The sequence below is a fragment of the Pseudomonas sp. S11P7 genome (assembly GCF_023195435.1).
In the GTDB taxonomy this organism is placed as follows: Bacteria; Pseudomonadota; Gammaproteobacteria; order Pseudomonadales; family Pseudomonadaceae; genus Aquipseudomonas; species Aquipseudomonas fluorescens_G.
This window is the reverse complement of record NZ_JALPKS020000002.1, coordinates 4,640,783-4,654,237: the sequence shown is the minus strand read 5'-3', so window position 1 is coordinate 4,654,237 and position 13,455 is coordinate 4,640,783. Positions and strand designations below refer to the sequence as shown.

The 13,455-nt window shown below is 59.7% G+C and carries 10 protein-coding genes; 3 read left to right on the top strand and 7 right to left on the bottom strand.

What is annotated here, in order from left to right; all coding sequences use genetic code 11:
• The first annotated feature begins 333 nt into the window (after nucleotides 1-333).
• The 3 genes from M0746_RS21520 to M0746_RS21510 all read left to right on the top strand — a co-directional run bounded on the left by M0746_RS21520 (nucleotide 334) and on the right by M0746_RS21510 (nucleotide 4,307).
• A complete protein-coding gene (locus tag M0746_RS21520; protein WP_093104726.1) occupies nucleotides 334-1,917 on the top strand; it encodes a peptide chain release factor 3 in 1,584 nt (527 codons plus the stop codon).
• A gap of 785 nt (nucleotides 1,918-2,702) precedes the next feature.
• Nucleotides 2,703-3,884 carry an MFS transporter gene (locus M0746_RS21515; protein WP_258450519.1) on the top strand — a complete coding sequence of 394 codons (1,182 nt, stop codon included), beginning with the start codon at nucleotides 2,703-2,705 and terminating at the stop codon, nucleotides 3,882-3,884.
• Nucleotides 3,885-4,043: 159 nt separating this feature from the next.
• Entirely contained in the window at nucleotides 4,044-4,307 is a 264-nt protein-coding gene (locus tag M0746_RS21510; protein ID WP_258450518.1) for a hypothetical protein, read from the top strand.
• Nucleotides 4,308-4,523: 216 nt separating this feature from the next.
• On the opposite strand, the gene M0746_RS21505 is transcribed toward M0746_RS21510, so the two are convergent.
• The 7 genes from M0746_RS21505 to M0746_RS21475 all read right to left on the bottom strand — a co-directional run bounded on the left by M0746_RS21505 (nucleotide 4,524) and on the right by M0746_RS21475 (nucleotide 13,368).
• Nucleotides 4,524-5,504, bottom strand: coding sequence for a peptide ABC transporter ATP-binding protein (locus M0746_RS21505; protein ID WP_208938762.1), 981 nt, complete (start codon nucleotides 5,502-5,504; stop codon nucleotides 4,524-4,526).
• Complete coding sequence (locus M0746_RS21500) at nucleotides 5,504-6,472, bottom strand: ABC transporter ATP-binding protein (protein ID WP_258450517.1); 969 nt, start codon at nucleotides 6,470-6,472, stop codon at nucleotides 5,504-5,506. The genes M0746_RS21505 and M0746_RS21500 overlap by 1 nt, the downstream gene beginning before the upstream one ends.
• A 10-nt stretch (nucleotides 6,473-6,482) precedes the next feature.
• Nucleotides 6,483-7,409, bottom strand: a complete 927-nt coding sequence (locus M0746_RS21495) for an ABC transporter permease subunit (RefSeq protein ID WP_208938760.1) — start codon at nucleotides 7,407-7,409, stop codon at nucleotides 6,483-6,485.
• 11 nt (nucleotides 7,410-7,420) lie between these two features.
• Nucleotides 7,421-8,431: an ABC transporter permease subunit gene (locus M0746_RS21490; RefSeq protein WP_258450516.1), complete on the bottom strand. Its 1,011-nt coding sequence runs from the start codon at nucleotides 8,429-8,431 to the stop codon at nucleotides 7,421-7,423.
• A gap of 73 nt (nucleotides 8,432-8,504) precedes the next feature.
• Nucleotides 8,505-10,100: an ABC transporter substrate-binding protein gene (locus tag M0746_RS21485; RefSeq protein WP_258450515.1), complete on the bottom strand. Its 1,596-nt coding sequence runs from the start codon at nucleotides 10,098-10,100 to the stop codon at nucleotides 8,505-8,507.
• 77 nt (nucleotides 10,101-10,177) lie between these two features.
• Nucleotides 10,178-11,593: an OprD family porin gene (locus M0746_RS21480; protein WP_258450514.1), complete on the bottom strand. Its 1,416-nt coding sequence runs from the start codon at nucleotides 11,591-11,593 to the stop codon at nucleotides 10,178-10,180.
• A gap of 176 nt (nucleotides 11,594-11,769) precedes the next feature.
• The gene (locus M0746_RS21475; protein WP_258450513.1) at nucleotides 11,770-13,368 is read right to left on the bottom strand and encodes an ABC transporter substrate-binding protein; all 1,599 of its coding nucleotides are present in this window, start codon (nucleotides 13,366-13,368) and stop codon (nucleotides 11,770-11,772) included.
• Nucleotides 13,369-13,455: the final 87 nt, after the last annotated feature.

Here is a 13,455-nt window from a genome sequence, read left to right as displayed (position 1 = left end):
CACAGGCGGACTCCTTTTTTTGTAGTCGGCGAGCGCTGCTCCGCGTGGCAAGCCATTCCTGGCTGCCGAAGTCAGCGTTCGCGAAAAGTAGCCGTTTTCCAGCACCGGCCAAGCGGCGTGAAAGCGAGCCATGAGCGCAGCCTCGTCAGGCTAACTTGCTGATTTTTCAGCCCCTGACGAAGATTCGTAACAGGGGATGGACGTCTCCTTGCTTTAAAAGGTTCCCATCTGAGGCAGCATTTGGCCACCCTTAATGTGCTCAACGGTTCGGTTATTGTCCTGAGTTGGGCTATAATCGCGGCCCTTTTTTGAATCACCGCCAGGCGATTTCCCATGACCCAACAGGCCGCCGAAGTCGCGAAACGCCGCACTTTCGCCATTATTTCCCACCCCGATGCCGGTAAAACCACGATCACCGAGAAGCTCCTGTTGATGGGCAAGGCGATTGCGGTGGCCGGTACGGTGAAATCCCGTAAATCCGATCGCCATGCGACCTCCGACTGGATGGAGATGGAGAAGCAGCGGGGTATTTCCATTACCACGTCGGTCATGCAGTTCCCCTATCGCGAACACATGATCAACCTGCTCGACACCCCGGGCCACGAAGACTTCTCCGAAGACACCTACCGCACCCTGACCGCGGTGGACTCGGCGCTGATGGTTCTCGACGGCGGTAAAGGTGTCGAGCCACGGACCATTGCGCTGATGGACGTCTGCCGTCTGCGTGACACGCCGATTGTCAGCTTCATCAACAAACTCGACCGTGACATCCGCGACCCGATCGAACTGCTCGACGAGATCGAAGCCGTTCTGAAGATCAAGGCGGCGCCGATCACCTGGCCGATCGGCTGCTACCGCGACTTCAAGGGCGTGTACCACCTGGCCGATGACTACATCATCGTTTACACCCCGGGCCACGGTCACGAACGCACCGAAACCAAGATCATCCAGAAACTCGACTCCGACGAGGCGCGCGCGCATCTGGGCGACGAGTACGAGCGTTTCATCGAACAACTGGAACTGGTGCAGGGCGCCTGCCACGAATTCAACCAGCAGGAATTCCTCGACGGTCAACTGACCCCGGTGTTCTTCGGTACCGCGCTGGGCAACTTCGGTGTCGATCACGTGCTCGACGCCGTTGTGGATTGGGCGCCGCGCCCGCTGGCCCGTGTCGCCAACGAGCGCACCGTCGAGCCGGTCGAAGAGAAATTCTCGGGCTTCATCTTCAAGATCCAGGCGAACATGGACCCGAAACACCGCGACCGCATCGCCTTCATGCGAATCTGCTCCGGCAAATACGAAAAAGGCATGAAGATGCGGCATGTGCGCACCGGCAAGGACGTGCGCATCGGCGACGCCCTGACGTTCTTCTCCTCCGAGCGTGAACAGTTGGAAGAGGCCTACGCCGGCGACATCATCGGTCTGCATAACCACGGCACGATCCAGATTGGCGATACCTTCAGCGAAGGCGAAGTCCTCGGTTTCACCGGTATTCCGCACTTCGCCCCGGAACTGTTCCGTCGTGTGCGTCTGCGTGATCCGCTGAAATCCAAGCAGCTGCGTCAGGGCTTGCAGCAGTTGGCGGAAGAGGGCGCGACGCAGGTGTTCTTCCCGGAGCGCAGCAACGACATCATTCTTGGCGCCGTCGGTGTGCTGCAGTTCGATGTGGTCGCGAGTCGTTTGAAAGAGGAATACAAGGTCGAGTGCTCGTATGAGCCGATCACGGTGTATTCGGCGCGCTGGATCGAGTGCAGCGACAAGAAGAAGCTTGAGGAGTTTTCCAACAAGGCGGTGGAGAACCTGGCACTGGATGGCGGTGGGCATTTGACCTATCTGGCGCCGACGCGGGTGAATCTGGCGTTGATGGAAGAGCGCTGGCCGGATGTGAAATTCCGTGCGACGCGGGAACATCATTAAGCTTTGAGTTGTTGTTCTGCAAGCCCCTGAGGTGTAGGCCTTGGGGGCTTTTTTTTGTTTTGGTATTGGCGGCCTCTGGGCCGACCATGTTCTGGTTGTTTTGGGGGCATATCCGTTTTTTGGGGTGTTGCGGCTGGCGGTTTCGCCCTTACGGCGAGGCACTTTTTCCAGGCGCCGAAAAAGTACCCAAAAAGGCTTGCTCCTGCGTTCGGCCCTCGCAGGCTCGGGTCCCTTCGCTCCGGGATCGATCCGGGCGCAGCGGCTACGGTTTGCTTCGCTGCACCTCCTTCCGCTGTGTACGACTTCGTCGTACGGTCGCTGCGCTCCCACGCCCGGATCAATCCCTCCACTCAGCCTTCCGATGTCGCTGGTTAGGCAAGATCAAGATCAAGAGCACGCGAGCTAACGCTCATTGTTGAGTGGTTAGAAGCGTCGCATGGCTTGAGATTTTCGGTGGATTCGCCCCTCACCCCAGCCCTCTCCCCTTGGATAGGGAGCCGATTTTGGTTGGCTTTGAAGTTTGAGTTCGACTCGGTATCACAAGTCGGCGTAACTCTTGAATTCACCACGGTCAGTCCCCTCTCCCTCCGGGAGAGGGCTAGGGTGAGGGTGTTTTTTGCTGCTGCTTGAAAATGAGGAACTGTCAGGCATGCCGAACTTTCTGTAAGCAATTTGCTTCAGCAGCGTAGCCCGACTCTGCTTTTATATCGTCAGGCCCTAGCCTCGCGACATTCCCCTTGATCCGGTTTAGTGTTCAAAGATCTTTCGCCCTCAGCGGACGTTTCATGCTCAAAGGACTGACCCATCTCCTGCGCCCCAACGGCTATTTCACTCCAATGGCCTGGGTCCTCGCAGCGCTGTTGTTCATCAATCGCCTCAGCGCCATGGTCAAGCTGTTCATGGCGTTGTACCTGCGTCAGGAGTTGGGTTTTGCGATTGAAACCGTCGGCTGGCTGCTTTCGGCTTATGGCGCGGGTTTGCTGGTGGGTTCGATGCTCGGCGGTTGGCTCAGTGATCATGTGCGCACGGCGCGGCTGACGGCGGCGCTGTTTTTTGTTTCGGTGTGGGTGCTGATGCTGCTGGGGCTGGTGACGCAGGTGGTGTGGCTGGCCGGTTTGTTGTTGCTCAGTGGTGTGATTGACGGAGCGATTCGTACGCTGCATCAGCGGCTGATCATGGAATATTGCGAAGCCGCACAGCGTTCGCGGGCGCAGGCCCTGAGTCGGGTGGCGCGTAATCTGGGCATGGCCGCCGCCGGGGTGGCGGGTGGGGTGTTGGCGCAGGCGGATTTTCGTTGGGTGTTTTTCGTCAGTGCGGCGATGACGATGCTGGCGTTGTTGTGGTTCGTCCGCACGACGTGGCGTCGACCGATCCTGAAACAGGGGCAATCGCTGGATGTCGCTGCCGGCTCGCCGTATCGCGACCAGCCGTTCCTCTGGTTGCTGGCGGCGACGGCCGTATTGGGCATCGCGTTCGACACGGTCTACAGCACGCTGGGCAATTATCTGCGTGATTACTACCACCTGAGCACCGAAGCGATTGGCTGGCAGTTCGGGCTCAATGCGCTGTTGGTGATTGCATTGCAGATACCTCTATCGCACTCGGTCGAACGCTGCGGTGCGCGTTGGCAAATGCTCGTCGGCAGTGTGCTGTTGGCCTGTGGGCTGGGGATGTTGCCGTTCGGTTCCGGGTTGGCTTTTGTCTGTTTTTCGACGCTGATCTGGACGCTGGGCGAGGCGTTGTTCATGCCGCCGCTGAATGTACTGGCGATGCAGTTTGCCCAGAGCGGCAAAAGCGGTCAGTACTTCGGGCTGTTCTTCATGAGCTGGAGCGCCAGCGCATTAGTGTCACCGGTGCTCAGCGGGCAGCTCTATGGCGAGTTTGGCGGGCACAGTGTCTGGCTGATGAGTGCGCTGCTGGTGCTGCTCTCGATTCCGCTGACCTGGCAGGCGACGCGCGCCGCTTAGCTGTTTCAGTTATCGGCGTTATTCGAAAGCAATCTGTCCATCAAGGGCATTTCTGCCCGTGCCGTGGCGTCCTACGTGGTGAGTCGGACGGTTCGCAACTAGATTTCACACCAAGCCAATCCGGCAAGCATGTCTTAGCGCAACAGGATGGAGTCGGCCATGAAAAGCAGATTGCTACGGGTTTTGATGCTGTTGAAAGTGATGGTAATGCTGTCCCTTGGCACCGCGACGGCGTGGGCCGAGTGTGAAGATCACGATTCGCAGGCGTTTAATGGGCAGGTCGGGCACAGCGGGCTGATGATTGCCAAGTCCGAGTCGGAGCCGGGGGATATGAATCAGGCCGGCAGCTCCGATGATGACGACTCGACGACCGACGAGCCGGACAGCGATGACCCGGATGATGAGGGCGACAGCCAGACGTAGATTGCAGGCAAAAGAAAACCCCTTCGGCCTCGACTGATGCGCAATCGGGGTGAAGGGGTTTGGTTAACGCATGATTCCTGAATCGATACAAATCCGCTGTGGGAGCGAGCCTGCTCGCGAAGGCGTCATTACAGTCAACATTATCGGTGACTGATGAACCGCTATCGCGAGCAGGCGAAGGCCTACAATTGGCTTTGTGTCGCTCTGCGGATCGGCTTACGCCGCGCCGTCGAGGAATTGTTCGGCGTAGTGGCAAGCCACCTGCCGGTTATCCAGTTCACGCAACGCCGGTTCTTCCGTGCTGCAACGCTCGGTCGCGTACGGGCAGCGCTTGTGGAAAGCGCAGCCCGGTGGCGGGTTCAGCGGGTTGGGCAACTCGCCGACGATCTTGATTTTCGGCTTGTTCGGGTCCGGGTGAATGGTCGGGGTCGCCGACAGCAGCGCCTGGGTGTACGGGTGCAGCGGGCGCTCGTAGATGGCGTTTTTCGGGCCCAGTTCCACCGGGCGGCCGAGGTACATCACCATCACGTCATCGGCTACGTGCTGCACCACCGCGAGGTTGTGCGAGATGAACACGTAGGCAGTGTTGAACTCTTGCTGCAGGTCCATGAACAGGTTCAGCACCTGGGCCTGAATCGACACGTCCAGCGCCGAAGTCGGTTCGTCCGCCACCAGCACTTTCGGTTGCAGCATCATTGCCCGGGCCAGGGCGATGCGCTGGCGCTGACCGCCGGAGAACATGTGCGGATAGCGCTGGTAGTGCTCGGGACGCAAGCCGACCTGCTTCATCATCGCCTGGACTTTCTCGCGACGTTCAGCAGCGGAAAGATTGGTGTTGATCAGCAGCGGTTCGCCGAGCTGGTCACCGACTTTCTGCCGAGGGTTCAGCGACGCGTAAGGGCTTTGGAAAACCATTTGCACGTCTTTGCGCAGTTGCTTGCGCTGAGCCTTGTCGGCACCGGCCACTTCCTGGCCGGCGATTTTCAGCGAGCCGGACGATGGCTCTTCAATCAGCGTCAGGGCGCGGGCGAGGGTGGATTTGCCGCAGCCTGATTCGCCGACCACGGCGAGGGTCTTGCCGGCTTCCAGTTCGAACGACACGCCGTTGAGTGCGCGCACGGTCGCATGGCCCTTGAACAGGCCACGGGAGACTTCGTAGTGACGGGTCAGGTCGCGGGCGGTAAGTACGACGGCCATTACGCCACCTCCTGGTTCAGCGGGTAAAAGCAGCGGGCGAGGCTGTTGCTTTTCGGGTCAAGGCCGGGACGCTGTGCGCGGCAGTTGTCCTGCACGTACGGGCAGCGCGGCGACAGCAGGCAACCCTGCGGACGGTCGTAACGGCCCGGGACGATACCCGGCAAGGTCGACAGGCGTGAGGCGCCGAGGCTGTGCTCGGGAATCGCCTTGAGCAGCGCTTCGCTGTATGGATGCGCAGGGATGTCGAACAGTTGCGGGACCTGACCGACTTCCACGGCCTGGCCGGCATACATTACGCAGACGCGTTGAGCGGTTTCGGCGACGACGGCGAGGTCGTGAGTGATCAGCACCAGGCCCATGTTCTGTTCTTTCTGCAACGCCAGCAGCAGATCCATGATCTGCGCCTGAATCGTCACGTCGAGCGCGGTGGTCGGTTCGTCGGCGATCAGCAGTTTCGGCTCGCCGGCAATTGCCATGGCGATCGCGACGCGCTGGCTCATGCCGCCGGACAGTTGGTGCGGATAGGCATCCATACGGCTGGCGGCGCCCGGGATTTCAACTTTTTCCAGCAGTTCGATGGCACGCTTGCGCGCTTGCTTGCCGGACATTTTCAGGTGCAGGCGCAGCACTTCTTCGATCTGGAAACCGACGGTGTAGCTCGGGTTCAGCGCGGTCATCGGATCCTGGAAAACCATCGACAGGTCTTTGCCGACGATCTGCCGACGCTGACGGTTGCTCAGCTTGAGCATGTCCTTGCCGTCGAAGCTGAGCGAGTCAGCGGTGACGATACCGGGATGCTCGATCAGGCCCATCAGCGCCATCATGGTCACGGATTTACCCGAACCCGACTCGCCAACGATGGCCAGCACTTCGCCTTTGTCGACTTTCAGGTCGAGGCCGTCGACCACCGGAGTAGCGCTCTTGTCGCCGAAGCGGACGTTGAGATTCTTGATTTCTAGCAGTGACATGGGAATCTCCTCAGGCGGCGTTCTTGAGTTTCGGGTCCAGCGCATCGCGCAGGCCGTCGCCCATCAAGTTGATTGCCAGCACGCTGAGCAAAATGGTCAAACCAGGCAGACTGACTACCCACCAGGCGCGTTCGATGTAGTCGCGGGCCGAGGCCAGCATGGTGCCCCACTCAGGGGTTGGCGGTTGCACGCCGAGGCCGAGGAAGCCCAGTGCGGCGGCATCGAGGATCGCCGAAGAAAAGCTCAGGGTCGCCTGCACGATCAGCGGCGCCATGCAGTTGGGCAGCACGGTGATGAACATCAGACGCGGCAGACCGGCACCGGCCAGACGCGCGGCGGTGACGTAGTCGCGGTTCAGTTCGCCCATCACCGCGGCACGGGTCAGACGCACGTACGACGGCAGCGACACCACAGCAATGGCGATCACGGTGTTGATCAGGCCAGGGCCGAGGATGGCGACGATCGCCACGGCCAGTAGCAGCGACGGCAGGGCGAGCATGATGTCCATCAGACGCATGATGGTCGGGCCGATCATCTTCGGGAAGAAACCGGCGAACAGACCCAGCAGAATCCCCGGAATCAGCGACATCACCACCGACGACAAGCCGATCAGCAGCGACAGGCGCGAGCCCTGGATCAGGCGCGACAGCAGGTCACGACCGAGTTCATCGGTGCCGAGCAGGAACTGCAACTGGCCGCCTTCGAGCCACGCCGGCGGCGTCAGCAGGAAGTCGCGGTATTGCTCGCTCGGGTCATGCGGTGCGACCCACGGCGCGAAGATCGCGCAGAAAATGATCAGTAGCATGAACAGCAGGCCGGCAACCGCGCCCTTGTTTTTCGCGAAGGCTTGCCAGAATTCTTTGTACGGCGACGGGTACAGCAGGCTTTGATCCACGGCGGACGTGGCGGTGGCTACTGAGGATGTTGGAGTGCTCATGGGTATTGACCTCAGCGCTGATGACGGATGCGTGGGTTGGCAAAGCCGTAGAGGATGTCCACCACGAAGTTGACCAGAATCACCAGGCAGGCGATTAACAGGATGCCGTTTTGCACCACCGGATAGTCCCGGGCGGCGATGGCTTCGATCAGCCATTTGCCGATGCCGGGCCAGGAGAAGATGGTTTCGGTCAGGACCGCACCGGCCAGCAGTGTGCCGACCTGCAGGCCGACCACGGTGAGTACCGGGATCAACGCGTTACGCAGACCGTGGACGAACACCACGCGCGACGGCGACAGGCCTTTGGCCTTGGCGGTGCGGATGTAGTCTTCACGCAGCACCTCGAGCATCGACGAACGGGTCATCCGCGCGATCACCGCCAGCGGAATGGTGCCAAGCACAATGGCCGGCAGGATCAGGTGATGCAGGGCATCGAAGAACGCGCCGACGTCATCGGCCAGCAGCGTGTCGATCAGCATGAAGCCGGTTTTCGGCTCGATGTCATACAGCAGGTCGATCCGCCCGGAAACCGGCGTCCAGCCCAGGCTTACCGAGAAGAACATGATCAGGATCAGGCCCCACCAGAAGATCGGCATCGAGTAGCCCGCGAGGGAGATGCCCATCACCCCGTGGTCGAACAGCGATCCTCGTTTGAGTGCCGCAATCACCCCGGCCAGTAGCCCGAGTATGCCGGCGAACAGCAGGGCGGCCATGGACAGTTCCAGGGTCGCCGGGAAAAGGGAGGTGAACTCGGTCCACACGCTTTCACGGGTACGCAACGACTCACCGAGATCGCCTTGGGCCAGTTTGCCGATGTAGTCCAGATATTGGGCATACAGCGGCTTGTTCAGCCCCAGGCGTTCCATTGCCTGAGCGTGCATTTCGGGGTCGACCCGACGTTCGCCCATCATCACTTCCACGGGGTCGCCCGGAATCATGCGAATCAACGCGAAAGTCAGCAAGGTGATGCCGAAAAACGTGGGGATCAACAACCCCAGTCGGCGGGCAATAAAACTAAACATCTTGTGTGGTACCTCATCAGCCGGTTAGGCGTGTCCGGCGTCCCTCAGGTCAGGGACGCCGGGCGTTTCTTATCTACTTCACCTGGGTGGTGGCGAAGTTATTGGTTGTGAGAGGGCTGATGTGGTAGCCCTCTACATTTTTGCGCATTGCAGTGAACATCCGAGTATGGGCCATGCTGATCCATGGCTGGTCCTGATTAAACAGCACTTGCGCCTGCTCGTAGAGCGCGGCGCGTTCGGCCGGATCTACTTTAGCCCGTGCCTGATCCAGCAGCGCCTGGAATTTCTCGTTGCACCAGCGCGCGTAGTTTTCGCCGTTCTTGGCCGCCTCGCAACTGAGCATAGGCGTCAGGAAGTTATCCGGGTCGCCGTTGTCGCCCGCCCATCCGGCCGACACCATGTCGTGCTCGCCGGCCTTGGCGCGCTTGAGCATTTCGCCCCATTCCATCACGCGAATGTCGATCTTGATCCCGACTTTCGCCAGGTCAGCCTGCATCATCTGCGCGCCGAGCATCGGGTTGGGGTTGGTAGGGCCGCCGCCGTTGCGGGTGAACAGGGTGAACACGGTGCCTTCCGGTACGCCGGCTTCCTTGAGCAGCTTGCGCGCGGCGTCGAGGTCGCGTGGCGGGTTTTTCAGGTCGTGGTTGTAACCGAGCAGAGTCGGCGGGTACGGGTTGACCGCCACCGACGCGTTGCCTTTGCCGAACAGCGCGTTGACATAGGCTTCCTTGTCGAAAGCAATGTCGATGGCTTTACGCACACGCACGTCGCTCATGTATTTGTGCTGGGTGTTCATGGCGATGTACGAAACGGTCATCGCGTCCAGCTCGTCGACTTTCAGGTTGCTGTCTTTCTTGATGCTCGGAATGTCGTCCGGCTTCGGATACAGCGCGATCTGGCACTCGTTGGCCTTGAGCTTCTGCAAACGCACGTTGTTGTCGGTGGCGATCGCCAGAATCAGCGCGTCGGCCGGTGGCTTGCCACGGAAGTAGTCCGGGTTGGCCTTGAAGCGCACCTGCGCGTCCTTGGCGTAGCGCTGGAAGATGAACGGGCCGGTGCCGATCGGCTTGTTGTTCAGATCGCCGGTCTTGTTGGCCTTGAGCAACTGGTCAGCGTATTCGGCCGGGTAGATCGACGAGAACGCCATGGCGATGTCGGCCAGGAACGGCGCTTCGCGGCGGGTCAGGGTGAACTTGACCGTGTTGTCGTCGATTTTCTCGACGCTTTTGAGCAATTCCTTGAAGCCCATGCTTTCAAAGTACGGGAAGCCCACGCTCGACAGTTTGTGCCACGGGTGATTCGGGTCCAGCTGACGCTGGAAGCTCCAGACCACGTCGTCGGCGTTCATGTCGCGAGTCGGCTTGAAATATTCGGTGGTGTGAAACTTGACGCCTTTGCGCAGATGGAACGTGTAGGTCAGGCCGTCTTCGCTGATGTCCCAGGACTCGGCAAGTGCCGGGATCACCTCGGTGGTGCCGGGTTTGAAGTCGGCGAGGCGGTTGAAGATGGTTTCGGCCACAGCATCCGCCGTGACTGCAGTCGTGTACTGGACCATATCGAAGCCTTCCGGGCTGGCTTCGGTGCAGACCACCAAGGGTTTGGCCGAGACGCCGACAGCGACACTCAGCAACGCAGCCGCGATGGCCGCACGTAGGGGAAGCATTTTCATCGATAACCCTCTGCAATCGGTTGAAGACAAAAAACCGAACGGCCGACTCATCATGAGTCAGCCGTCGGTTGGCGTTTTTACAGAATGTTGAACGGGATGGTGGTCACGAGACGGAACTCGTTGATGCTGCCGTCCGCCTGGTTTTCGCTGGCGCGGTGCGCGGTGTAAGTGCCGCGAATCGTCGTTGCTTTAAGCGGGCCGCTCTGTACCGCGTAGGTTGCACCGACGCCGTATTCATAGTGGTGCTCGCCGTCCATCGCCTGCACGCCGTCATAGCCGCCACCCTTGTAGTGAGTGCCGTCGATGCCCCAGCCGCGCGCCTGGTAGATGTTGAATTTCAGACCCGGCACGCCGTATTCGGCCATGTTGATGCCGTAGGAAACCTGGAAGGATTTCTCGTTCGGGCCGTTGAAGTCCGAGAGCAGGGAGTTGGCCAGGTAGATCCCGTTGGTTTCGTGCAGGTAGTCGAAGTACTCGTTACCGTTCACTTCCTGATACGAGAAGGTCAGGGTATGCGCCAGGTGGGTCAGGCCGAACGACAGCGAGTAGGTGTCGTTGTCGATGTCGCCCAGCAGCTTTTTGCCTTCGTCGACGGTCTTGTAGTAGTTCAGGCCGGTGGTCAGGCTGAGGATCGAGCTGTCACCCAATACGTGGGTGGCGCCGAAGTAGTACTGGTTCCACAGGTCTTCGGCCTGGGTGCCCCACAGGCTGGTGGTCAGGCTGGCGAACGGCTGGTACGAGATACCGGCGGTGTTGACGTGGTCGGCTTCGGCGTTGATGTCGCCGTACTCGGAGCGGAACTTGCTCAGGCTTTCTTCGGTACGCGGCGAGACGCGGTCGAAGGTGGCCAGGTCGAACGACAGGTTATTCAGCTCTTCGCTGTGCAACGCAATACCTTCGAAGCTCGATGGCAGCGGACGGTTGCCGATCACGTCGACCTGCGGGCTGCTGAAGTTCATGCGGCCGGCGGTCAGGGTGGTGTTGGAGATGCGTGCCTTGACGTTGGCCAGGCCCACTTTGCTCCACTGACCCTGGGCGTCGCCGCCTTCTTTGGTCAGGGTACGGTTGTTGCCGGCGCCTGGGCGGGTGCCCGGTGCGCCACCGTTGTTGGATGCCAGGTTTTCGCGGTCACGCTCCAGCGCGATGGCGTTGTACGCGGCCACTTCGGTGCTGAAACCGACGGTACCTTCGGTGAAGCCCGAGTTGTACTTGATGATCGTGCCTTGCACCCAGTTGATGCGACGGTCGGTTTCGTTGGATTGGCCGTTCTTGCGGTAAGCGAACTTGCCGCCGCGCTTGAGTTGTTCATTGGCGTACCAGTTACGGGTCGAACCGCTGATCGATTGCCCTTCGAGGAAACCGGTGGCTTCGGCCTGGGCGCTCTTTTCGTTGACGGTAACCGGCGTGAACGCCTGGCTTTGGGTTTCCGCATAAGCCGTAGCGGTGATGCTGCTGATGGCCAGGGCCAGTATCGCGGTGCTGCTCAGTTTCATGGGTGAAGCTCCTTTACTTTCTTTTTATCCCGGCTTTTTTTGGTATGCCGGTTATTGGTTTAGAACTCGTTCACACATCGCAAACGTTTGCAGAAGGCCTGATGGGCGAATTTCGGCAAAGCGCTTGCGTGAGGGGAGTAGACGGCTCCCCTCAGCGTTGCGGCTAATCGGTGGGTTTAATCGATACTGACGCCCGAAAATACGTTGCGGCCGAACGGGCTGACTTTGAAGCCCTCGACCTTGGCGCTTAACGGTTGGTTGACCGTCGAGTGGGCGACTGGGGTGATCGGCACTTGCTGTTTAAGCAATTGCTGGGCCTGTTTATAAAGCACGGTGCGCTGCTCACGGTCAGTCACGACTTTGGCTTGTTTAATCAGCTTGTCGTACGCCGGATCGCACCACATCGAGTAGTTATTGCCGCCAATCGCGTCGCAGCTGTACAGGGTGCCGAGCCAGTTGTCCGGGTCACCATTGTCGCCGGTCCAGCCGATCAGGCTGACGTCGTGTTCGCCATTCTTGGTGCGCTTGATGTACTCGCCCCATTCATAGCTGACGATCTTCACTTTCAGACCGATCTTGGCCCAGTCGGCCTGGAGCATTTCGGCCATCAGTTTGGCGTTCGGGTTGTACGGGCGCTGCACCGGCATGGCCCACAGGGTGATCTCGGTGCCTTCTTTCACGCCGGCAGCCTTAAGCAGTTCCCTGGCTTTTTCCGGGTTGTAGGCGGCGTCCTTGACGGTGTCGTCGTAGGACCATTGGGTCGGTGGCATGGCGTTGACGGCCAGTTGACCGGCGCCTTGATAAACAGCGTTGAGGATCCCTTGTTTATTCACCGCCATGTCCAGCGCCTGGCGTACTTCGAGCTGGTCGAAAGGCTTGTGGCGGACGTTGTAGGCGATGTAGCCGAGGTTGAAGCCGGGCTTGGAGATCAGTTGCAGTTTCGGGTCGGCTTTCAGCGCTTCGACATCGGCCGGGCGCGGATGCAAAGTGATCTGGCACTCGCCGGCCTTGAGCTTCTGTACTCGTACCGAGGCGTCGGTGTTGATCGCGAAGATCAGGTTGTCGAGCTTGACCCGGCTCGGATCCCAGTACTGTTTATTAGCCGTGTAACGGATGTTCGAATCTTTCTGATAACTCTTGAACACGAACGGCCCGGTGCCGATCGGTTTCTGGTTGATGTCGCTCGGCTTGCCTTCGGCCAGCAGCTTGTCGGCGTATTCTGCGGACAGGATTGCGGCGAAGCTCATGGCGATGTTCTGGATGAACGCGGCGTCGACACTATTGAGCGTGAACTCCACGGTCAGCGGCCCGGTCTTCTCGACCTTGGCGATGTTCTTGTTCAGGCTCATCCCGTTGAAATACGGAAACTCGGTCGGGTAAGCCTTACGGAACGGCTGCTGCGCATCGAGCATGCGATTGAACGTAAACAGCACGTCGTCGGCGTTGAAGTCGCGGCTCGGTTTGAAGTAAGGGGTCGTATGAAATTTCACGCCTTCACGCAGGTGAAAGGTGTACTTCAGACCATCCTCGGAAATATCCCACGTTGTTGCCAGGCCAGGTACGACATTGGTCGCGCCTTTTTCAAACTCGACCAGGCGGTTGTACAGCGGTTCGGCGGCGTCGTTATCGGTGGCCGTCGTGTATTGCGCGGTATCGAAACCCGCCGGGCTGCCCTCGGAGCAGAACACCAGGCTTTTCGGTGCGGCGAAACTGGTGGACGACACGGCCAACAGGCCGGCACCCAGCAATGCGGAAAACTTCAAGGTATGGCGCATGACGCTCCCTCTTTTTAGTGTTGTTCAATGTGCCCCTCGTCTCATCCACAGACGTTTTGGCGCCATTGAGCTCAAACCCGTACGTAC